Genomic DNA, 20,745 nt, shown 5'->3' with positions numbered 1-20,745 from the left:
ATCGAAGAAAAAGGCGCAGGGGTCGACGCTGCCAATCTCCCCCCTCGTGGGGGAGATGTCCGGCAGGACAGAGGGGGGCGCCGTAGAGCGCACACCTCATCGGCATCCCACAATGCCAACCGCGGAGCCGCAGCATGACCACCCCCCGCCTCGCCACCTTCACCGCCGGCGGCAAGAGACGCTACGGCGCCATCATGGAGAGGGGAGTCATCGACCTTTCGGCCCGCCACAACGAGTGGTCGTCCCTGCGCGAGGTGATCGAAGCCGGCGCCCTGCGGCGACTGGCTGAAGAGGCGGAGGCGCTCGCCCCCGACTTTCCGCTCGACGCCATCGCCTACGACATCCCCATCCCGTCGCCCGAAAAGATCATCTGCGTCGGCGTCAACTATCCGGACCGCAACGAGGAGTACAAGGATGGCCAGGCGGCCCCTTCCAACCCCTCGTTGTTCATCCGGTTTCCCCGTTCCTTCGTCGGCCATGGCACCGCGCTGGTGCGGCCGCCGGAATCGCCGCAGCTCGACTATGAAGGCGAGATCGTCATCGTCATCGGCAAGGGAGGGCGCCGCATCGCCGAGGCCGACGCGCTCGGCCACATCGCGGCTCTGTCGCTGTGCAATGAAGGCACTATTCGCGACTGGGTGCGGCACGCCAAGTTCAACGTCACGCAAGGCAAGAATTTCGACCGCACCGGCTCGATCGGGCCGTGGCTGGTGCCGTTCAGCGACGAAGCCCAGATCGCCGACATCGCACTCACCACCCGCGTCAACGGCGAGGTGCGCCAGCAGGACCGCACCGGCCGGATGATCTTTTCCTTCCGCAAGATCATCAACTACATCTCGACCTTCACCACGCTGGTGCCGGGCGATATCATCGTCACCGGCACGCCGACCGGCGCCGGCGCCCGTTTCGACCCGCCGGTCTGGCTGAAGCCGGGCGACGTGATCGAGGTCGAGGCCGACGGCATCGGCGTGTTGAGAAACGGCGTTATCGACGAGGCAAACGCATGACCCCAAGCCAAGTGGAAGACGCCGCCAGCCGGCTGTTCGAGGCCGAGCGCTCGCGCCGCCAGATCCGGCTGCTCAGCCTGGATTTTCCCGATGCGACGATGGAGGACGCCTATCGCGTGCAGGCGGCGCTGGTGAACCGCAAGATCGATGCCGGCCTGAAGCCGAAGGGCTGGAAGATCGGCCTCACCTCCAAGGCGATGCAATACGCGCTGGCTATCGACACGCCGGATTCCGGCGTGTTGTTCGACGACATGTTCTTCAACGACGGCGCGACGATTCCCGCCGGCCGGTTTATCCAGCCGCGCGTCGAGGCCGAGATCGCCTTCGTCATGAAGGCGCCGCTCAAGGGCCCGGGCGTCACCATTTTCGACGTACTCAACGCCACCGACTACATCACGCCGGCGCTCGAAATCCTCGATACGCGCATCGAGCGCGTCAATGCCGAGACGAAGAAGGTCCGCACCTTCTTCGATACGATCTCCGACAATGCCGCCAATGCCGGCATCGTCATCGGCGGGCGGCCGCAGCGGCCCGATGAGGCCGACATGCGCTGGATCGGCGCCATCGTCTCGCGCAACGCCGAGGTCGAGGAGACCGGGCTCGGCGCCGGCGTTCTCAACCATCCGGCCATGGGCATCGCCTGGCTGGCGGACCGGCTTGCCAATTACGGCATGTCGATCGCGGCCGGCGAGGTGGTGCTGTCGGGCTCCTTCGTGCGCCCGGTCGAGGCGCGTCCGGGCGACACGATCGTCGCCGATTTCGGCACCTCGGGCACGGTCAGCATCCATTTCGCGCGGAATTGAGCGGACGGCAGGATCCGGCCGGCCGAGGGCGGCTCACTCGCCGTGCAGATAGGCCGCCACCACGCCGGCGGCGATGGTGGAAATGCGCATGCCCGTTTCCCGTGTGATGTCGCCCTCGACGCGGCTCTGCACCCAGCCCAGGAAGGCGAAGGCGCGCAGCGCCGAGAACAGCGGCAGGGCCGCGACGTCGTCGCGAGTCAGCTCGCGTTCCCGCCGGTAGCCCTCGATCAGCGCCGCCTCGATCAGCGGATAGATCGCCTCCTCGCGATTCTGGTAGAGCGCGACGGCCAGATCGTAGACGTGCCAGCCATGGCCGCAATCGTCGAAGTCGATGATCTGGATGGCCTCGCCGTCGACCAGCACGTTCTCGCGCACCAGATCGGCATGGATCAGGCCGAAATTGCGCGCGCCGCGCTCATGCCGCGACAGGGCCTCGACCGCCTTGCCGTGGGCGCGGTGAACCAGCTCGCGCGTGGCATCGTCCAGAAACGGGCAGGTCTCGAACCGCCCCCAATTCGGGTTCGCGCCGAAGAAGCCGTCGAAATCCCAGGCATGACGAACGAAGCCGGCAGGCGGCGCCCAGCCGGCGGCGGCATTGTGCATGCGCGCGATTGTTTGCCCTAGTGACGTGAAGACCTGTCTTGCCCGTTCGTCCGTGTAGCCGAGCGGCACGCCGCGCGCACCCACGGCCCGGCCCTCGAGCCAGCTCAGGCAATCGACCTGGCGCGGCGGCGCGGAACCGATGCTGACAGGTACCAACAGCTCGCCAGCCCGCGTCGGTACGGGGGACGGCGTGGCAATACCCGTGGACCGCAGAAAAGCCATCCATTGCAGTTCCGAGCGCAGAGCGGCATCCGTGTGATAGCCAAGCCGGTGGATGCGCAAGGCTGCCGGCCGGCCATCAGCCAGCCGGACCCGGAACACGGCATTCTCGCGGTATTTGAGCAGCTCCGGCTCACCGCCATGGACGCCCCAATGAGCCAGCGCATCGCGCGCAAGTTCGGTGACGTCAGCCGCAGTCTCGGGCTCGGATCGCAGCGTGTCCGCGTTCACGCGGAAGCTCCGGCGACTTCATCAAGCACCTGCCCGAGCGTGTCGATCAGAAGGTCGGCATTGTCGCGGGAAAACGGCATGGGCGGGCGGATCTTGAGCACATTGCCATGGATGCCGGTCTTGCCCATCAGCACGCCGCGATCGCGCATGGCATTGATGACGCGCCCGGCGGTGTCGGGGGCCGGTTCGCGGGTCTCGCGGTCGCGGACTAGTTCGGCGCCGAAGAACAGCCCGGCGCCCCTGACCTCACCGATGAAGGCATGCCGGTCGGCCAGCGGGCGCAGCCGGTCGAGCGCGTAGGCGCCGACATCACGCGCATTGGCGACGAGTGCTTCGTCTTCCAGCACATCGAGAACCGCGTTGGCGACCGCGCAGGAGACCGGATTGCCGCCAAAAGTGTTGAAGTAGCGAAAGGCGTCGCGGAAGGTCGCCAGAATCTTCGTCGTGGTGACCACGGCCGCGACCGGATGGCCATTGCCCATCGGCTTGCCCATGGTGACGATGTCGGGGACGAAGCCGGCGCGCTGGTGGCCCCAGAAATGGCTGCCGGTGCGGCCGAAGCCGGGCTGCACTTCGTCTGATATGATCAGGCCGCCCGCCTCGCGCACGGCCGATATGGCGTCGTCGAAAAAGCCGCCTGGCAGTGTCGGGAACCCTTCATTGGCAAGCATCGGGCACAGGATCATGCCGGAAAGACCGATGCCATCCCTGGCCAGCGAGGCGATCGCTTCGCGCACCGCATCGCCAAAGGCCCTGCCATCGGCCATCGCCTCGGGATGGCGGAAGCTGTCGGGCGCCGGCACCAGCCTGACATAGGGAGCGCGGCCACCGACCGGGGGCATGCGTGTCGAGAGTTGCGAAACCGCGGTGGTGTTGCCGTGGTAGGTGGCGTCGGTGGCGATGATGCCCATCTGGCCAGAAGCCGCCTGGGCCATGCGCAATGCGATGTCGTTGGCCTCGCTGCCGGTGCAGGTGAGGATAGCGGTGGTGAGGCTGGCGTCGAAGGTCGCGGTCAGACGCTCGACATAGTCGAGAATGGCGGTGTGCAGATAGCGCGTGTGGGTGTTGAGCAGGCTCGCCTGCCGGTACAGCGCCTCCACCACATGCGGGTGGCAGTGACCGACATGGGCAACATTGTTGTAGGCGTCGAGATATTTGCGGCCGTCGGCGTCATGCAGCCAGACGCCCTCGCCGCGCACCAGGTGCACCGGCTCGTCATAGAAGAGTTGCGATTTCGCGCCGAGCAGGCGCCCGCGCCTGCCGATCAGCGTTTCCTGAGCCGGCTGAGATTCCCGGTTTTTCTGCGAAAGGGTCATTTCCCGTCGATACTCCTTTGCGTCGCCGAAACCATCAGGCCCTGGCCAGCCCGGCATCCAGCGCTTCGCCGATCCTGGCCACATCGGCGGCGGTGATGATCAGCGGCGGCGACAGGATGATGTTGTTGCCGGAGACGCGCAGCATGACGCCGGCTTCGTAGGCGGCCTCCGACACGACACCCATGGTCTTCTTGTCGGTAGGTTTCTTCGTCGCGCGGTCGGAAACCAGCTCCAGCGCCGCCATCAGGCCCTTGTACCTGACATCGCCGACGATGGCGTGTTTGGCCTTCAGCCCTTCCAATACCGCCGCCAGTTCCACGCCGCGCGCGGCGGCGTTCTCGTTGAGGCGCAACCGTTTGGTCTCGGTCAGCGCCGCCAGGCCCGCAGCGCAACCGACCGGGTGGCCGGAATAGGTGTAGCCGTGGCCGATGGCGCCGAAGCTGGTCTTGTCGGCCTCGAACACATCGGCCACCTTGGCGCCGATCAGCGTGGCGCCGAGCGGGAAATAGCCCGAGGTGATCGCCTTGGCGATGGTCATGAAATCCGGCTTCACCCCGGACAGGCGTGAGCCCGACCATTCGCCGGTGCGGCCGAAGCCGGTGACCACTTCGTCAGCGATCAGCAAGATCTCGTGGCGGTCGCAGATTTCGCGCACCAGCGGCATGAAGCTCTCATGCGGGACGATGACGCCGCCGGCTCCGAGAACCGGCTCCATGATGAAGGCCGCGATGGTATCGCCGCCCTGGAAGGCGATTTCGTCCTCCAGCGCCTTGGCGCAGAGCTTCGCCAGCCGCGCCGGATCGGTCTCATCGAAAGGATTGCGGAAGGTCCAGGGTGCCGGAATGTGGAAGACGGCCGGCAGCAGCGGCTCGTAGTTGCGGCGGAAATTGGCGTTGCCGTTGACCGAAGCGCCGCCGAAATGGGTGCCGTGATAGCCCTTCTTCAGAGCCAGGAATTTGGTGCGGTCGCCCTGGCCGCGGATCTTCCAGTATTGCCGCGCCAGCCGCAGCGCGGTTTCGACCGAATCCGAGCCTCCCGAGGTGAAGAAGGTGCGCACCATGCCCTCCGGCGCGAACCATTCGGAGAGTTCATAGGCGAGCTCGATAGACGGCCCGGTCGAAGTGCCGCGAAAGCCGGAATAGTAGGGCAGCGCGCCGAGCTGGTCGGCGATCGCCTTCTTGATGGGATCGCAGCTGTAGCCGAGATTGACGTTCCACAGGCCGCCGACCGCATCGAGCACGGTGTTGCCGGCGATATCGGTGACCATCGCCCCCTCGCCCTTCATGATCACCTTGGGCGGGTTGGCCCGCATCTCGGCCGGATGCGCCATCGGATGCCAGATCGGCTTGGCGTTGGTTTCGGTCAGGAAATTGATGTCGCGCATCACAAGGCTCCGCAAAGAGTTCAGGCAGCTGGAACGAGGTCGAAATGGCCGAGGGCCTCGGCATAGGAATGGGCTGGCCGGGCAACGTCGAAATGAACAGTGCGCATGCCGGCGGCGCGGCCGCCCTCGACATTGCGCAACTGATCGTCGACGAACACGCAAGCGCCCGCCGGCAGGCCGAGCGCTTCGGTGACGAAGCCGTAGGCGCGCGGATCCGGCTTGAGGATGCCGGTGTAGGTGGCATCGACGATCACCTCGAACAGGCCGAGCAACGGCAGCCTGCGGCGGAAATCGGCGCCATAGAAAAGGTCGAGCTCGTTGGACAGGATCGCCAGGCGAAATCCAGCCGCATGGACGGCGCGGATGGCGCGGTCGGCCTCGGGCCGCACGACCTTTTCCGGCTCGGCGCCCCGCGCGCGCTGGACAAAGGTTTCCATGGCCTGCCAGTCCTCGCCGACGAGCCGGCCGACTTCTTCCGTGCGCGTTCGCCAATAGTCGCGCTCGCTGATCTTGTCGGCCTGCATCGAACGCCACAGCGGATCGCTGTCGGGATCGAACGGCCCGCGCCATTGCAACGTGCCCGGCTTCAGGCCGAGCGCCTGTTCGGTCAAGGCATGGGTTTCGAACAGGGTGCGGGTGACGACCCCGCCGAAATCGAGAACCAGGGCCTGGGCGGCAGGAGCGCTCACGCGGCCACTCCCTTGGCCGGAATGCCGCGCGGGATGATGCCCTCCTCGACCCAGCGGTCGAAAATCTCAAGCGCCTTGGCGACAAAGCCGTCGCTGTTGATATGCGCGTCGATCTCGTGGAATTCGATCCCGCCGGGGATGGAATTGCGCATCTCGTCGACAAAGGCCGCCAGCGCTTCCGGTTCATAGAGCGGCTCGCCCTGCATGTCCCATTCCTGGATGCCGGCCGACGGCAGGATGAAGGCGGAGCGGCCTTTCGAGGCGCCGAGCTTGGCGGCGATGGTCCTGGCGACCTCGCGGCGGTCGTCGGCATCGACGGTGACCGAGGCGATCAGCCTGTTGTGGGCGTGGAACGGCCGAGCAGAGAACTTAGCCGGCAAATCCTGCCAGGTCGGCAGGTCGACCATGTCGACCGCGCCGGGCGCGGCGATCTGCGGAATGCCACGGGCGCCGGCATTCTCCATCCTGTCCTTGCCGGAACTGACGACGGAACCGGCCAGATGGTTGGTGATCTCCTGCAGGCTGAAATCGAACACGGCGCAGAAATGATCCTGGCCGGCGATCGATTCGAAAGCGCGGCCGCCCATCCCAGTGGTGTGGAAGACGGCGACATCGTAGCCGCGCCGCTCCAGCGCCGGCTTCAACGTCTTCATGTAGCGCAGGCAGGAACTGCCGAGCGAGGTCATGCCGATGGTCGGACCGGTTGCCGGCTCGGAAGCGCGGGAGGCAAGCACGATTTTCGCCGCGCCGACAACGGCGCCGCAGGACTGCGACAGGACCAGCTTGCAAATGGCGTTGAGGCCGTAGAGGCCGCCCGCCCAGAGAATCATCATCAGGTCGGGCGCGACCCGCTCGGGCGGGATCAGGTGCGAATAGGCGATGGTGGAGACGACGAATTTCGGCACGCCGAGCGGCAAGCTGAGCGCGACGTCGAGCGCCAGGTCAGTTCCCATGGAGCCGCCAATGGCGATGAAGGCGTCGATCTCACCGGCCTGATGCAGCTTGCGCACCAGTTGTACGGCGCCGCCGGCCATCAGAGTCATGGCGGTGTTCTCGTCGCCGCTGGCGACGATCTCGTCGATCGTCACGTCGACGGCGCGCGCCACGGCGTGCTTGTCGTGATCGGGACTGTAGGGCGGATTGCCGAGCACGCTGACATCCATCATCACCGCGCTGCCGCCCGATGCCTCGATGCAGGCTTTCATGAACAGCAGTTCGTCTGCCTTGGTGTCACCGGTGCCGATGACCAGGATGCGGGGCGTTGCCGTTGCAGACATCAGGCCTGCCTCCTCAGGATTTGCAGGTTGTCGCCATTGAGGCGCATGGAAATCTCGCGTGCCGCGGCCATCACGGCAAGGCCGCGCTGCGCGATGTCGGCCGCCGCCGTTCTTGCCTTGGGCGCCGCCACAGCGATCGTACCGAGGGCGAAGCCGTCCGCCGCCAGGATTGCCGCCGCGACCGATATGACGCCTTCTTCCAGGCCCTGATCGCAGATCGAATAGCCGCGCACGCGCGCCTCATCCATGGAGCGGGCGATCGCGGCGGGCTCGACCAGCGTGTGCGCCGTGAAGGCATCGAGCGGACCGGCCAGGCATGCCCTGACCGCCTCATCCCTGGCAAAGGCCATGTAGGCGATGCCGGAAGCGGTCGAATGCAGCGGCAGAAGCTGGCCGATATCGACATTGACCCGGTTCGCCCGGGCGGGATGCTCGACATGGACGGTGACCAGCCTGTCGATGCCGAATTCCGACAGATGCACGGTCTCGGCGGTGGCGGTCGCCAGTTCCCGCACCAGCGGCACCGCTGTCTGCAGGAAAGGGAAGCGTGCCTCGCGGATGCGGGCCAGCCGGGAAAGACCGGCGCCGAGCCGATAGTGCCGCGTGCCGGCGTCCTGCTCGACGAAACCATGGCCGGTCAGGGCGACCAGCAGGCGCCGAGTCGTCGCCTTGTCGAAGCCCGACCGCCGCGACAGGTCGGACAGACCGAGCTCCGGCTCGGCCACGCTGAACAGTTCCAGAAGTGAAATCGCCTTGCCGACCGTACCCAATGCATCCTCCTGGATCGGGCAATCATTTAACGTGTGAATTAACTTGACAGGAAGCGGCTTTGTTTGCAAGTCTATATTCAAAATAATGGTTCAAATAATGAACCGATATCCAGAGCGCATGGGACAGGCCATTCGGCCGGTGAACAGGAGGGACCAATGTCTGCAGTTTCGGAACAGGCGCCGGCCAACAGGCTGCGCAAGAACAGTCTCGGCGTCGGCGCCATCACCTTCATGGTGATCTCGGCGGCGGCGCCCCTTACCGCGGTGGCAGGCGGCACCCCGCTCGGCATGCTGATGGGCAACGGCGCCGGCTTTGCCGGCACCTATCTGATCGTGACGGTGCTGCTCCTATTGTTCGCGGTCGGCTATGTCGCCATGTCGCGCCATGTCGGCAATGCCGGCGCCTTCTATGCCTATGCCGCGCGCGGCCTCGGCGGCCTTGCCGGCGGCGCCACCGCGCTGATCGCCATCCTGTCCTACAATGCCATGCAGATCGGCGTCATGGGCCTGCTGGGCGCGGCGACCTCCGGCCTGTTCGCCGGCTGGGGCATCAACCTGCCATGGTGGGTGTGGAGTTTCCTCGCCATCGCCATTGTCGCCGTGCTCGGCTACCGCCAGGTCGACCTGTCGGCCAAGATCCTGACGGTGCTGGTTCTTTGCGAATATGCCGTGGTGCTGATCCTCGACCTCACCATCCTCAAGACCGGCGGCGACAGCGGCCTGTCGGCCGCTCCCTTCACTTGGAGCCAGATCATGTCGGGCGCGCCGGCCATCGCCATCCTGTTCTGCTTTGCCGCCTTCATCGGCTTCGAGGCGACGACTATCTATGCCGAGGAAGCCCGTGACCCCAAGGTCACCATTCCGCGCGCCACCTATTTCTCGGTGCTGCTCATCGGCCTCTTCTACATGATCACGGCCTGGCTGATGGCGGTCGGCGCCGGCGTCGACAAGCTGCTGCCCGCCCTGCAGGGCCTGCAGGATCCGACCACCTTCCTGTTCGGCCTGTCCGACCGCTACGCCGGAACGGTGCTGACCCACGCGATGAGCATCCTGTTCGTGTCGAGCCTGTTCGCCGGCGTGCTGGCGTTCCACAACGCTGTCGCCCGCTACATCTACGTTTCGGGCCGCGAGAAGCTGCTGCCCAAGTCGATCGGCGTGACGCATTCGGCGCACCAGAGCCCGCATGTCGCCTCGGTGATCCAGAGCGTGCTGGCGGCCGTCGTCGTCGGCCTGTTCGCCGTGCTCGGGCTCGATCCGGTGCTGGCGCTGTTCTCCTGGCTGACCAATGTCGCGACGCTCGGCGTCATCGTAATGATGGCGGTCGCCTCGCTGGCGGTGGTGATGTATTTCCGCGCCAACCCCTCGGCGAAGGAAAATGCCGTGAAAACCACCCTCCTGCCCGGGCTAACCTTCATCGCCTTCGTCATCATCATCTATCTGATCGTCATCAATTTCGGCAGCCTGTCGGGCGCCGGCGGCTTCCTCGGCGTGTTCCTGCCTGGCCTGGTGCTGATCGCGGCCGTGATCGGCCTGCTGCTGGCCGCAGCCCTGAAGGGGCGGGATCCCGTCGCCTTCGAAAGCCTCGGCCTGCCGCTGAAGGACTGAGCCAAGAACCGTACCGAGAGCCCAACCGGGGCGGCGTAACGCGCCGCCCTTCCACCTTTAAGGGAGTGGCGGCCTTGAGCTTTGCCGAAAACATCACCGTCGAGGCGCTGGAGGCGGACCCCTATCCGATCTACGCCGAATTGAGGCGCAGCGCGCCGGTCGCCTTCGTGCCCTCGGTCAATCTGTGGTTCGTCACCCGCTGGAAGGACGTCGAACTGGTGGCGAAGTCGCCGGACATCTTCTCGGCGATCGTGCGCGCGGGCGTGTCGCCCGTCGAGCGCTCCTTCGGCAAGCCGACGATCCTAACCAGCGATGGCGAGGTCCACAAGGACCTGCGCCAGGGCGTCGATCCGAAATACCGGCCGCGCACCGTCGCTTCCTATGCCGGCGATCTCGTGCGCTCGATCGCCGAACCCTATCTCGACGAGATCGCGAGAAACGGCTCGGCCGAACTGATGGCCGACTACTTCGAACCGGTGTCGACGCTCAGCCTGGCCCGCTCGCTCGGGCTTACCGACATCGACATGCCGACCTTGCGGCGCTGGTTCTATGGGCTGGCCCAGGGCGCGATCAATTTCGAAAACGATCCGAAGCGGCAGGAAATCGCCGACGCCATCGGCGCCGAGGTCGGCGATGCCGTGTCGCCGACGCTGCGCAGGCTGGCCCGCGAGCGCGACGGCTCGGCGCTGTCGCACATGCTGCATGACGGCATGCCGGAGGGACAGACCCGCTCGATCGACCTCTTGATGCCGACCATCAAGGTGATCCTGCTCGGCGGCATGCAGGAGCCGGGCCATGGCGCCGGCTCGATCCTTGTCGGCCTGTTGAGGAACCCCGACCAGTTGCGGCAGGTGCTCGACGATCCCGATACCTTCGTGCCCAAGGCGGTCGACGAAGGCCTGCGCTGGGTAGCGCCCATCGGCACGCAGACGCGCGAGACGACGCGCGAGGTCGAGCTCGGCGGAGCGACCATCCCCGCCGGCGCGCCGATCGCCGCGCTCGTCTCCTCCGCCAGCCGCGACGAGAGCCGCTTCAGCGACCCGGACCGTTTCGACATCACCCGCGACGAAGGCAATCATGCCGCCTTCGGCTTCGGCCATCATTTCTGTTCCGGCCGGTTTTTCGCGCGCGAGCAGATGTGCCTTGCGGTAAGGCTTCTGCTCGAACGATTCCCCGATCTCAGGCTCGTGCCCGGCAAGGAGCCGGTGTTCCGCGGCTGGGAATTCCGGGCGCCCACCACATTGCATGTCAGTTTCGGAGCCGGTTCCCCATGATCAGTCAGAATTCCATCGATACGCTGCGCAAGGCCGAGATCGGAGCGCGCGGACTGTTCATCGATGGCGCGCAGTCGGCGGGAACGAGCGGCGAGAGCCTGCCGGTGATCTCACCGATCGACGGCCGCGCCTTCGCCAGCATCGCCGACGGCAACGCCGCCGACGTCGATCGCGCCGTCGGATCGGCGCGCAAGGCGTTCGAGAAGGGTTCCTGGTCGCGCGCCGCACCGGCTGTCCGCAAGAAGGTGCTGACGAAGCTCGCCGAACTGATCGAAAGGCATGTCGACGAGCTGGCGGTGCTCGGCGTGCGCGACAACGGCACCGAGATCGGCATGGCCTACAAGGCCGAGCCGCTGTCGGCGGCCGGTACCTTCCGCTACTACGCCGAGGCGATCGACAAGGTCTATGGTGAGATCGCGCCGACGGCCGACAACGTGCTGGGGCTGATCCACAAGGAGCCGCTTGGCGTCGTCGGCGTCATCGTGCCATGGAACTTCCCGTTGATGATCGGCGCCTGGAAGATCGCGCCGGCGCTGGCATCAGGCAATTGCGTGGTGGTCAAGCCGCCGGAGATCGCTTCGCTGACGCTGCTGCGGCTGGCCGAACTCGCCGCCGAGGCCGGACTGCCCGCCGGCGTGCTCAATGTCGTCACCGGCCGTGGCTCGGTCACCGGCGAGGCGCTCGGCCTGCACATGGATGTCGACGCCATCGCCTTCACCGGCTCGGGGCCGGTCGGCCGCCGGCTGCTCGACTATTCCGCCCGCTCCAATCTCAAGCGCGTCTTTCTCGAACTCGGCGGCAAGTCGCCCAACATCGTCTTCGCCGACGCGCCGGATCTCCGCCAAGCGGCGGTGGTCTCGGCCAACGGCATTTTCCGCAATTCCGGCCAGGTCTGCGTCGCCGGCTCGCGCCTGCTTGTCCAGGCCTCGGTCTATGACCGCTTCATGGAGGAGCTTCTGTCGGCAACCACGCGGCTGAAGGTCGGCGACCCGCTCGATCTCAAGAGCGACGTCGGCGCGGTGTCGAGCGCTGAACAACTCGACAAGAATCTCGGCTTCGTCGCCAAGGCGGCGGAGGAAGGCGCAAGGCTGGTCACTGGCGGCGAACGGATTCTCGCCGAGACCGGCGGCAGCTACATGGCGCCTACCATCTTCGAGAATGTGACCGAGCAGATGCAGCTTGCCCGCGAGGAAGTGTTCGGGCCCGTGCTGGGCGTCATGCGCTTCGACACGGAAGAAGAGGCGGTACGGCTTGCCAACGCCACCGTCTACGGGCTTGCCTCGGCGGTGTGGACGTCGAACCTCTCCACGGCGCACCGCATGGTGCGGGCCATCAATGCCGGCGTCGTTCACGTCAACACTTATGGCGGCGCCGACATCACCGTGCCGCTCGGCGGCGTCAAGCAATCCGGCTTCGGCCGCGACAAGTCGCTGCACGCGCTGGAGAAGTATCTGGAGTTGAAGACCGCCTGGATCGCGCTCTGAATCTCTGGGACTTGGTTAAAGGCCCAACCGTCACAACGATATCGGATCGTCCGCCTCGCCGCGGACGGTTCAACGATGTCTGTGCTCCCGATGTCGAAAATTTTGAGAGAATATTCCCGGCTGCGATGAGAGGATCGAAACTCGTTCTTTGATAAAATCGATAGAATTTCTGACGATGTGGCCAAGCCTAGGCAACCCGCCTTGCTGCTGTGACTTCACAAACGCAGAGATTCAGACATGTCCGACGTCAACAAAACTTTGTCTTCTTCCCCAAGGTCAACCATCAACCGGCGAAACGGCCTTGCTCTGCTGTTCGCGTCCGCCGTCGCCGTCGGCAGCCTGATGGCGCCGCACGCCTCCTTCGCCGAGGACAAGAAGGCGATCAAGGTCGGCATCATCAGCGGCGAGGACGAAGACGTCTGGCGCGTGGTCGTCGCACAGGCCGCCGAGAAGGGCCTCACCATCGAGCCTGTCGTGTTCAACGACTACACCCAGCCCAACGAGGCGCTGGAGCGCGGCGAGATCGATGCCAATGCCTTCCAGCACCAGCCCTATCTCGACAACCAGATCAAGACGCAGGGCTACCACATCGTGCGCGTAGGCTACACCGGCGTCTGGCCGATCGGCCTCTACTCCAAGAAGTTCACGAAGGTCGCCGACCTGCCCGAGGGCGCTGTCATCGGCGTACCGAACGATCCGTCCAATGAGGGACGGGCGCTGCGCGTGCTGCAGAACGAAGGCGTGATCAAGCTGAAGGACGGCACCGGCATTCTCGCCACCACCGCCGACATCGCGGAAAACCCGAAGAAGGTGGAAATCAAGGAACTGGACGCCGGCATCGTCGGGCGCTCGGTCGAAGATCTCGACGCCGCCGTCGTCAACACCGACTGGGCGCTGAAAAGCGGCCTGACCCCGGAAAACCGGATCGCGCAGGAGCCGATCGCCGACAATCCCTACCGCAACTTCATCGCCGTGAAGGTCGGCAATGAGAACGAGGCCTGGGTGAAGACGCTGGTCGCGTCCTACCAGAACGAAGCGGTCAAGGCCGAGTTCGACAAGGTCTACAAGGGCACCGGCCTCAGCGCCTACTGAGACCATCCGCGCCGAGGCGCGCCGATGGACAACAGAAACGCAGCGGTCCGCGCTTAACGCGCGGGCCGCGATCGCATTTCGGGAACCGCGCATGAACCAGCATTTCACCGCAACCGCCGAGGCCGGGAGCCAGGCGCCGCCGCAGGACGTGGTGCGTCTTGTCGATCTGAAACGCCGCTTCGGCGCCACGGCGGCGCTCGACGGCATTTCGCTGACGGTCCGCAAGGGCGAGATCCTCGGCATCATCGGCCGCAGCGGCGCCGGCAAGTCGACGCTGATCCGCTGCCTGAACGGGTTGGAGCGGCCGGATTCCGGCGAGGTCTTCATCGAGGGCCGCGAGATCAGCCGGCTCGGCGAGCGCGACCTGCAGCCGCTGCGCCGGCGCATCGGCATGATCTTCCAGCACTTCAACCTGCTGTCGGCCAAGACCGTCGAGGACAATGTCGCGCTGCCGCTGAAGATCGAGGGGCGGCCGAAGGCCGAGCGGCTGGCACGAGCGGCTGAGTTGCTTGAGCTTGTCGGCCTATCGGAGAAGGCAAAGGCCTATCCGGCCTCGCTGTCGGGCGGCCAGAAGCAGCGTGTCGGCATCGCCCGCGCACTTGCCGCCCGGCCGGCGCTGCTGTTGTCCGACGAAGCGACCTCGGCGCTCGATCCGGAGACGACACGGTCCATCCTTGCCTTGCTGAAAGACATCAACCGGCGGCTTGGCCTGACGATCCTATTGATCACGCATGAGATGGAAGTGATCCGCTCGATCGCCGACCGCGTGGCGGTGATCGATGCCGGGCGCATCGTCGAGCAAGGCCCGGTCTGGTCGGTCTTCGCCGATCCCCATTCCGACATCACAAAGCGCCTGCTTGGTACCATCCGGCCGCAACTGCCGGCCGAACTCTCGGCCCGGCTGTTGCCGGCGGCCGGCGCGGAGACGATCCTGCGTATCGATGTTGCCGGCGAGGCCGCGAGCGGCCCGCTGCTGTCCGACCTTGCCACCTCTGTCCCGGGCGCCTTCCGCCTCGTCCATGGCGGCATAGACCACATCCAGCAGCAGCCGGTGGGCACGCTGTTCCTGTCCGTCCCCGGCGGCGATGCAAAGCACCTCGCGGACGTCATCGCATTCCTGAAGGCCCGCCAGGCGCGGGTGGAGGTGCTTGGCCATGTCGCCGATCCTGTTTGAGCTTCTATTGCGGTCGATCTGGGAGACGGTGCTGATGACGGCCGCCTCCGGCCTCATCTCGCTCGTCTTCGGCCTGCCGCTCGGGCTGGCCCTGATCGCGACCGAACGTGGCGGTATCGCCGAGAACCTGTGGGTCAACCGTGTCCTCGGCGCTGTCATCAACGGCTTCCGCTCGGTGCCCTTCATCATCCTGCTGGTGGCGCTGATCCCGGTGACGCGGCTGATCGTCGGCACCTCGATCGGCACATGGGCGGCCATCGTGCCGCTGTCGATCGCCGCCACGCCCTATTACGCGCGCATCGCCGAAGTGTCGCTGCGCGAGGTCGACCATGGCCTGATCGAGGCGGCGCGCGCCATGGGCGGCAACCGCTGGACGATCATTCGTGAGGTGCTGGTGCCGGAAGCGCTGCCCGGCATCGTCGCCGGCTTCACCGTGACTTTGGTGACCCTGGTCGGCGCCTCGGCCATGGCCGGCGCGATCGGCGCCGGCGGGCTCGGCGACCTCGCCATCCGCTACGGCTACCAGCGATTCGAGACGTCAGTCATGATCGCGGTGGTCGTGGTGCTGATCATCCTGGTCTGCGGCATCCAGTGGGTGGGCGACAGGCTGGTGGCGAGGTTGGATCGGCGGGGGTGAGGGTCTACGGGTGAGTGAGCGCCTGCAATGGCGCTTCTGAGCCGCTGAAACTGTCAATCATGGCCTGAATAACGCGATCTCGTTCAAGGATGTCGGCGTTGAACGAGAAGCCTGCGTGCTCCGCCAGCATCGCGAGAAATGTGAGTTGAGTGCGGCCGTTGCCCTCACGAAACGGATGCACGGCATTGATCTCGGCGACGATATGGGCCACGTGCCCAGCAAAGCCGACGCTATCGAGGTCCGCCAGGTCATCGGGATTGCCGAGTTCACGGAACACCCGCGCCATTTCGCTTGCGATGTGCTCCGGATAGCAGAACCAGTTACCGCCTTTGCCAATGCGGATGGTTCGCGGCTGACCTGCCCAAGCATACACGTCTTGAAACAGGTGCCGGTGCAAGCCGAGATAATGAGTGTAATCAAGCTCGCCCGCCGGTAGGGGCTCGTCAGCACGCACCAAGAACAGAGCGAGCTCGACCTCATCAAGCTCATCTTGGTCTCGAATATCCAACAGATTGATGAGCACGGTGGTGCCAGGGTAGCAGAGCGGATCGAACTGGGCGGCGTAGACCAAGCTTATTTCTTTTTGCGGATTTCTTCCTTGATGAGTGAGCGCCGTTCGTCGCCGGACAGCCCCTGCCGCATACTGTGGTTGAGTATCTGGGCCATGCGAGGTGACAGCTTCAGACCTTCGACCGCGCTGATTTTCTCGCCACGGGCTCTCGTCAGCACAAAATGACCCATCTTCGCTGAACGCACGATTTTTGAATTGGGAGACTTCATTCGCATACCATACCATGGACCCGGAGGGGATACCAAAACGATTCCTGGCAAGCCGGGCTACGCCCTCAACCTTGCTCCCTCCGGATCGAAGAACGGCATCGGCGCCACCACCGCGCGCGCCGGCTTGCCGTCGATGGCGATGCTGAGTTCGGTGCCGACTGCGGTGGCCGGCAATTTGAGATGCGCCGTCGCCAGCACCTTGCCGAGAGAATAGCCGTGGTAGCTGTAGGTGACGATGCCCACATCCTCGCCATCGGCGAGAACCCGGGCGTCAGTCGCGGCCGGTTTGTCGCCGTCGAGGACCAGTCCTGTCCAGCGCTCGTCGAGACCCTTGTCGCGGACCTTGAGCAAGGCCTCGCGGCCGATGAAATCGCCTTTGTCGAACCTGATCCAGCGGTCGAGCCCGACATGGAACGGCGTGCGGGTCTCGTCCATGTCGATGCCATGCGCCGGATAGGCCTTTTCCAGTCCGAGGGTGAACATGGCCAGCACGCCATAAGGTTTCAGGCCGAAGTCCGCCCCCGTCTTCATCAGCACGTCCCAGACCGAGGCCGCCTCGTCGGCAGGCACGAACAGCTCGAAGCCGAGTTCGCCGGTGACGCCGGTGCGCGAGATCAGCACCCTGGTGTCGCCGACAAGACCGGAGGTGAAAGCCCAGCGCTTTAACCCGTCGAGGTCGGCTTCCCTGACCATTGATTTCAGAAGGTCGCGCGAGCGCGGACCCTGGATGGTCGGGAAAGCGATCGCGGCGGTGATGTCGGTGACATAGGCCTTACGGCCGTGCGCATGATGCTGGAGCCAGGGCAGCATCTTGAGCCTGTTGACCGAGCCGGTCACCAGCATGAAATGCTCCGGCCCCAGCCGGAACACGGTGAGGTCATCCATGATGCCGCCATCCTCGCGGCAGACGGTGGAGTAGCGCACCTGGCCCGGCTTCATCGCCGCGGCGTCGTTGACGATGACATGGTTGACCAGCGCCTCGGCTTCCGGGCCCTTGATGTCCATCTTGCCCATGGTGCTGAGGTCCTGGACCCCGACATTGGCGCGCGTGTTCAGATGCTCGTCGGCGATGCCGGAATAGGTCCTGGCCGAGATGAAATTGCCGCCGACCCGGCCCATGGTTGCGCCCAGCCCGACGATGCTGCTGTAAAAGGGGGAACGCCGTTCAGCCAAGATAGTCTCCGTCAATGCATGGATTGACGGCGCCGGATGGCGCCGCCAGGAGTCTCGATCGGGATCAGCTTCCGTAGACGTCGAACGAGAAGTACCTGTCGTTGATTTCCTTGTACTTGCCGTTGGCGCGCAGCGCGTCGATGGCGGCATTGAACTTGTCGGCCAGCGCCTTGTTGCCCTTCTGCAGCGCGATGCCGACACCGGGGCCGTGAATGGCCGGATCGGCCGTCAGCGTGCCGAGCAGCTTGCAGCATGCCCCGTCCGGCTTTTTCAACCATTCGGTCAGGATGATCGAACCGTCCATCATGGCGTCGAGCCGGCCGTTGGCCATGTCGGTGCGGGCATCGTCACCGGTGGGGTAGGCCTTGATGGTCGAGCCCTGGTATTTCTGCTCGGCGAAGTTCTGGTGGATGGTGGCGCTCTGCACGCCCAGCACCTTGCCCTTAAGGTCGTCCGGGGTCGTCCCGGCAATGGTGGAATCCTTCGGCACGGCGATGGCTGGCGGCGTCTGGTAGTATTTGTGGGTGAACTCGACCTTCTCGGCGCGTTCCGGCGTGATGGTGATGTTGATGATGGCGTCGAACTTGCCGGCCTGTAGCGCCGGTATGGAGCCATCGAAATCCTGCACCATGAACTCGCAGTCGGCCTTCATCTCGGCGCATAGCGCCTTCCCCAAATCGATGTCGAAGCCGCCCAGCGTGCCGTCGGAATTGGCATAGTTGAAAGGCGGATAGGCGCCCTCAGTGCCGATGCGAAGCTTGTCCTGGGCGGCGGCGCCCGAGGCGAGCGTGAGGGCGACGGAAGCGGCAAGCACGAAACGACCGAAAAGACGCATGTTCCAGATCTCCGTTGGCCGGATAAATCTACGGGCTTTCCTGCCGCCGACGGAGACGGAAACGACATGTCATATGGCGATCACGGCGCTGTGACCCTAGCAGGATCGCCAAGATTCGATGCATCCGAAGCGCCTTTATTTCTTCCTGTATCTTTCCCGCCCGGCAGAGTTCGTGGTAAATATCCCCATCCGCTAAAGTAATCATTTCTGTCGACTTGGAGACTATTGTTTTCATTTGGATATCCGCTGCCGTGCCGGCAGCGGCCGAGGAAGGCGACAATGGATCAGCCGGAATTCGTACAAGAGACCGTGCAGCGGCGCATCGACGAGGACATCGCCAAGCGGGTGCGCATCCATCAGGCCAACATCCAGCGGCTGGCCGCGGCGCGCGACAGCGCCCACACGCTTAAGGCGGCCGTCAGCAACCGTCCGCTGGTGATGCTGGCGCAGGGCGATTCGTGGTTCGACTATCCGCTGACCGGCAACGGGCTGCCGCTCTCGGACACCGACGTGATCGCGCAGCTGCGCCGGATCGGCTCGGCGCCGCCGACGATCCTCAATCTCGCGCATCACGGCGATGCCGCGACCGACGAGATGTCGCTGCCCAAGCAGGAACGGATGATCGCCGCGCTGCGCAACAAGGCCAACTGGCTGGACGGCAAGCCTGACGCCATCCTGTTCTCGGCCGGCGGCAACGACATTGCCGGCGATCAGTTCTGCATCTTCCTCGACTTTAATGACGGCCACGCCACCGGGCTGAACAAGAACCGTTTCACCAAGGCGCTCGGCATGATCGAGGCCTGCTATCTCGACCTGTTCGCGCTACGCGACCGGGTGGCGCCTGGCGTGCCGATTTTCGGGCACTGCTATGACTTTCCGATCCCGAACGGCGTCCATCCCGCCTGCGCCGGGCCGTGGCTCAAACCTTCGCTCGATTTCTGCAACTGGACCGTGGCGCAAGGCACTGTCATCATCCATGACACGCTGGCGGCGTTCCGCGACCTTGTGAAAGGGCTGGCCGGCGTGCCCGCCAACAATTTCCATCTCGTCGACACGCAGGGAACGCTGAAACCGGCCGACTGGGCCAACGAGTTGCATCCGACGCCAGCGGGCTTCACCAAGATCGCGCAGAAATTCGCGGATCTGTTGAAGGCGACAGTTTAGGCACAGTCGCCGTCCCGCGACCAAGCCAGGCGGGGCGGCTTCTACACCCCGAACAGATCCCTGGCTTGCTCGGCCGTATAATAGCCGAGCCGGACATCGCGCGCGACCAGTTCGGGGTCGCGTTCGCGCGGATCGCCGTAGCCGCCGCCGCCCGGCGTGCCGACGCGCACGCGGTCGCCAGCCTTCAGCGGGATGTCCTGCTCCTTGGAGAGGTGCGGCGGCACATGCTGCTCGCCATCGCGGAAGACGGACACGCTGTTGGGCTCGCCGTCCCTGCCGCCGAGCGCGCCCTGCGGGCCGAAACGGCCATGGTCCATGACGAAGGAGGCGCGCGCCTCGCCACGCAGGATTTCGACTTCATAGGCAAGGCCGAAGCCGCCGCGATGCTTGCCGGCGCCGCCCGACCCTTCGCGCAAGGCATAGTGGCGGTAGAGCACCGGAAAGGCCTGCTCCATGATCTCGACCGGCGGCGATTTGGAGATGCCGATGGTCGAGCAGCCATTGGTCAGACCGTCATGGCCGGAATTGCCGCCGTAACCGCCGCCCGAGATCTGGTACATGACGTAGTCGCGGCCGCGCGCGGGATCGCTGCCGCCGAGCGCGAAATTGCCGCTGGAGCCGGCGGGCGCCGCCGTGACCTTGTCTGGCAGTGCCTGGACCATGGCGGCGAACACCGCCTCGGCGATGCGCTGCGACACTTCGGCCGCGCAACCGGAGACCGGACGTGGATAGCGGGCGTCGAGGAAGGTGCCTTCCGGCCGCTTGACGTCGAGCGGCTCGAAGGCGCCGGCGCTGATCGGAACATCCGGAAAGATGTGGCGCATGGCGAGATAGACCGACGACAGGGTGGTCGCCAGCACGCTGTTCATCGGCCCGGCGCAGGGTCTGGACGAGCCCGAGAAATCGAAGGTCAGCGTGTCGCCCTTCTTCTCGACCGCAAGCGCGATGGTCAGCGGCTCGTTCACCACCCCGTCGGAATCGACGAAGGCCTGCGAACGGTAGGTGCCGTCGGGAATGGCCGCGATGTTGGCGCGCATCTGTTCGGCGGCGCGGTGGCGCAGTTCGGCGATCGCCTCGGTAACCGTTTCATCTCCGTAACGATCCAGGATTCCGTTGAGCCGATCCTGGCCGATCAGCAGGGCCGCGGCCTGCGCCCTGATGTCGCCGATGCGCTGGTCGGCAACCCGGATGTTGGAGCAGATGATGGCGTAGATCTCGGGATCAAGCA

At 65.2% G+C, this 20,745-nt stretch carries 20 protein-coding genes; 9 read left to right on the top strand and 11 right to left on the bottom strand.

All coding sequences use genetic code 11. The features are described 5' to 3' along the window. Nucleotides 1–134: 134 nt before the first annotated feature. Together J0I79_RS27935 and hpaH are read left to right on the top strand one after the other, a co-directional pair. Complete coding sequence (locus J0I79_RS27935) at nucleotides 135–1,007, top strand: fumarylacetoacetate hydrolase family protein (protein WP_292866970.1); 873 nt, start codon at nucleotides 135–137, stop codon at nucleotides 1,005–1,007. Next, nucleotides 1,004–1,810 carry a 2-oxo-hept-4-ene-1,7-dioate hydratase gene (gene hpaH, locus J0I79_RS27930; protein ID WP_292866968.1) on the top strand — a complete coding sequence of 269 codons (807 nt, stop codon included), beginning with the start codon at nucleotides 1,004–1,006 and terminating at the stop codon, nucleotides 1,808–1,810. The genes J0I79_RS27935 and hpaH overlap by 4 nt, the downstream gene beginning before the upstream one ends. A gap of 33 nt (nucleotides 1,811–1,843) precedes the next feature. Here the strand turns inward: hpaH and J0I79_RS27925 are convergent, their stop codons facing one another. The 6 genes from J0I79_RS27925 to J0I79_RS27900 are packed head-to-tail and all read right to left on the bottom strand — an operon-like array spanning nucleotide 1,844 to nucleotide 8,299. Further along, a complete protein-coding gene (locus tag J0I79_RS27925) occupies nucleotides 1,844–2,863 on the bottom strand; it encodes a phosphotransferase (RefSeq protein WP_292866965.1) in 1,020 nt (339 codons plus the stop codon). Next, nucleotides 2,860–4,179, bottom strand: coding sequence for an aminotransferase class III-fold pyridoxal phosphate-dependent enzyme (locus J0I79_RS27920; RefSeq protein WP_292866963.1), 1,320 nt, complete (start codon nucleotides 4,177–4,179; stop codon nucleotides 2,860–2,862). The genes J0I79_RS27925 and J0I79_RS27920 overlap by 4 nt, the downstream gene beginning before the upstream one ends. A gap of 34 nt (nucleotides 4,180–4,213) precedes the next feature. Then, nucleotides 4,214–5,563: an aminotransferase class III-fold pyridoxal phosphate-dependent enzyme gene (locus J0I79_RS27915; RefSeq protein WP_292866961.1), complete on the bottom strand. Its 1,350-nt coding sequence runs from the start codon at nucleotides 5,561–5,563 to the stop codon at nucleotides 4,214–4,216. A gap of 20 nt (nucleotides 5,564–5,583) precedes the next feature. Beyond that, on the bottom strand, nucleotides 5,584–6,252 hold the full coding sequence (locus J0I79_RS27910; protein ID WP_292866959.1) for an HAD-IA family hydrolase: 669 nt from the start codon (nucleotides 6,250–6,252) through the stop codon (nucleotides 5,584–5,586). Further along, nucleotides 6,249–7,532, bottom strand: a complete 1,284-nt coding sequence (locus J0I79_RS27905) for a Tm-1-like ATP-binding domain-containing protein (RefSeq protein ID WP_292866972.1) — start codon at nucleotides 7,530–7,532, stop codon at nucleotides 6,249–6,251. The genes J0I79_RS27910 and J0I79_RS27905 overlap by 4 nt, the downstream gene beginning before the upstream one ends. After that, on the bottom strand, nucleotides 7,529–8,299 hold the full coding sequence (locus J0I79_RS27900) for an IclR family transcriptional regulator (protein WP_292866957.1): 771 nt from the start codon (nucleotides 8,297–8,299) through the stop codon (nucleotides 7,529–7,531). The genes J0I79_RS27905 and J0I79_RS27900 overlap by 4 nt, the downstream gene beginning before the upstream one ends. A 156-nt stretch (nucleotides 8,300–8,455) precedes the next feature. Between J0I79_RS27900 and J0I79_RS27895 the strand changes: the two genes are divergently transcribed. The 6 genes from J0I79_RS27895 (at nucleotide 8,456) to J0I79_RS27870 (ending at nucleotide 15,565) form a co-directional block, all read left to right on the top strand. After that, complete coding sequence (locus tag J0I79_RS27895) at nucleotides 8,456–9,904, top strand: APC family permease (RefSeq protein WP_292866955.1); 1,449 nt, start codon at nucleotides 8,456–8,458, stop codon at nucleotides 9,902–9,904. A gap of 74 nt (nucleotides 9,905–9,978) precedes the next feature. Beyond that, on the top strand, nucleotides 9,979–11,178 hold the full coding sequence (locus J0I79_RS27890) for a cytochrome P450 (RefSeq protein WP_292866953.1): 1,200 nt from the start codon (nucleotides 9,979–9,981) through the stop codon (nucleotides 11,176–11,178). Continuing rightward, on the top strand, nucleotides 11,175–12,662 hold the full coding sequence (locus J0I79_RS27885; RefSeq protein WP_292866951.1) for an aldehyde dehydrogenase: 1,488 nt from the start codon (nucleotides 11,175–11,177) through the stop codon (nucleotides 12,660–12,662). The genes J0I79_RS27890 and J0I79_RS27885 overlap by 4 nt, the downstream gene beginning before the upstream one ends. Before the next feature lie 237 nt (nucleotides 12,663–12,899). Then, nucleotides 12,900–13,754: a MetQ/NlpA family lipoprotein gene (locus tag J0I79_RS27880; RefSeq protein ID WP_292866949.1), complete on the top strand. Its 855-nt coding sequence runs from the start codon at nucleotides 12,900–12,902 to the stop codon at nucleotides 13,752–13,754. 91 nt (nucleotides 13,755–13,845) lie between these two features. Beyond that, nucleotides 13,846–14,928, top strand: coding sequence for a methionine ABC transporter ATP-binding protein (locus J0I79_RS27875; protein WP_292866947.1), 1,083 nt, complete (start codon nucleotides 13,846–13,848; stop codon nucleotides 14,926–14,928). Next, nucleotides 14,909–15,565, top strand: coding sequence for a methionine ABC transporter permease (locus tag J0I79_RS27870; protein ID WP_292866945.1), 657 nt, complete (start codon nucleotides 14,909–14,911; stop codon nucleotides 15,563–15,565). Before J0I79_RS27875 ends, J0I79_RS27870 begins: the two co-directional genes overlap by 20 nt. Nucleotides 15,566–15,569: 4 nt before the next feature. On the opposite strand, the gene J0I79_RS27865 is transcribed toward J0I79_RS27870, so the two are convergent. The 4 genes from J0I79_RS27865 to J0I79_RS27850 form a co-directional block, all read right to left on the bottom strand. After that, nucleotides 15,570–16,136, bottom strand: a complete 567-nt coding sequence (locus J0I79_RS27865) for a Fic family protein (RefSeq protein ID WP_292866943.1) — start codon at nucleotides 16,134–16,136, stop codon at nucleotides 15,570–15,572. 2 nt (nucleotides 16,137–16,138) lie between these two features. Beyond that, nucleotides 16,139–16,345 carry a hypothetical protein gene (locus J0I79_RS27860; RefSeq protein ID WP_292866941.1) on the bottom strand — a complete coding sequence of 69 codons (207 nt, stop codon included), beginning with the start codon at nucleotides 16,343–16,345 and terminating at the stop codon, nucleotides 16,139–16,141. Between the two features lie 57 nt (nucleotides 16,346–16,402). Further along, entirely contained in the window at nucleotides 16,403–17,518 is a 1,116-nt protein-coding gene (locus tag J0I79_RS27855) for an aminomethyltransferase family protein (protein WP_292866939.1), read from the bottom strand. 64 nt (nucleotides 17,519–17,582) lie between these two features. Continuing rightward, nucleotides 17,583–18,353: an ABC transporter substrate-binding protein gene (locus J0I79_RS27850; RefSeq protein WP_292866937.1), complete on the bottom strand. Its 771-nt coding sequence runs from the start codon at nucleotides 18,351–18,353 to the stop codon at nucleotides 17,583–17,585. A gap of 279 nt (nucleotides 18,354–18,632) precedes the next feature. Here J0I79_RS27850 and J0I79_RS27845 point away from each other — a divergent pair, with 279 nt between their 5' ends. Beyond that, complete coding sequence (locus J0I79_RS27845; protein ID WP_292866935.1) at nucleotides 18,633–19,517, top strand: SGNH/GDSL hydrolase family protein; 885 nt, start codon at nucleotides 18,633–18,635, stop codon at nucleotides 19,515–19,517. A 41-nt stretch (nucleotides 19,518–19,558) separates the two neighbouring features. Here J0I79_RS27845 and J0I79_RS27840 read toward each other — a convergent pair. Continuing rightward, on the bottom strand, nucleotides 19,559–20,745 hold a 1,187-nt coding region (locus J0I79_RS27840; RefSeq protein ID WP_292866933.1), incomplete at its 5' end, for a hydantoinase B/oxoprolinase family protein.

The organism is Mesorhizobium sp. (assembly GCF_017306585.1).
Lineage (GTDB): Bacteria > Pseudomonadota > Alphaproteobacteria > Rhizobiales > Rhizobiaceae > Mesorhizobium.
The sequence above is the reverse complement of the archived record's forward strand: the minus strand, read 5'-3'. Positions and strand labels throughout refer to the sequence as shown.

Coding starts and splice junctions, on each gene's coding strand:
- J0I79_RS27920 (WP_292866963.1), bottom strand. CDS start 4,179: ATGACCCTTTCGCAGAAAAACCGGGAATCTCAGCCGGCTCAGGAAACG.
- J0I79_RS27915 (WP_292866961.1), bottom strand. CDS start 5,563: ATGCGCGACATCAATTTCCTGACCGAAACCAACGCCAAGCCGATCTGG.
- J0I79_RS27860 (WP_292866941.1), bottom strand. CDS start 16,345: ATGAAGTCTCCCAATTCAAAAATCGTGCGTTCAGCGAAGATGGGTCAT.
- J0I79_RS27845 (WP_292866935.1), top strand. CDS start 18,633: ATGGATCAGCCGGAATTCGTACAAGAGACCGTGCAGCGGCGCATCGAC.
- J0I79_RS27935 (WP_292866970.1), top strand. CDS start 135: ATGACCACCCCCCGCCTCGCCACCTTCACCGCCGGCGGCAAGAGACGC.
- hpaH (WP_292866968.1), top strand. CDS start 1,004: ATGACCCCAAGCCAAGTGGAAGACGCCGCCAGCCGGCTGTTCGAGGCC.
- J0I79_RS27885 (WP_292866951.1), top strand. CDS start 11,175: ATGATCAGTCAGAATTCCATCGATACGCTGCGCAAGGCCGAGATCGGA.
- J0I79_RS27875 (WP_292866947.1), top strand. CDS start 13,846: ATGAACCAGCATTTCACCGCAACCGCCGAGGCCGGGAGCCAGGCGCCG.
- J0I79_RS27880 (WP_292866949.1), top strand. CDS start 12,900: ATGTCCGACGTCAACAAAACTTTGTCTTCTTCCCCAAGGTCAACCATC.
- J0I79_RS27870 (WP_292866945.1), top strand. CDS start 14,909: ATGTCGCCGATCCTGTTTGAGCTTCTATTGCGGTCGATCTGGGAGACG.
- J0I79_RS27895 (WP_292866955.1), top strand. CDS start 8,456: ATGTCTGCAGTTTCGGAACAGGCGCCGGCCAACAGGCTGCGCAAGAAC.
- J0I79_RS27850 (WP_292866937.1), bottom strand. CDS start 18,353: ATGCGTCTTTTCGGTCGTTTCGTGCTTGCCGCTTCCGTCGCCCTCACG.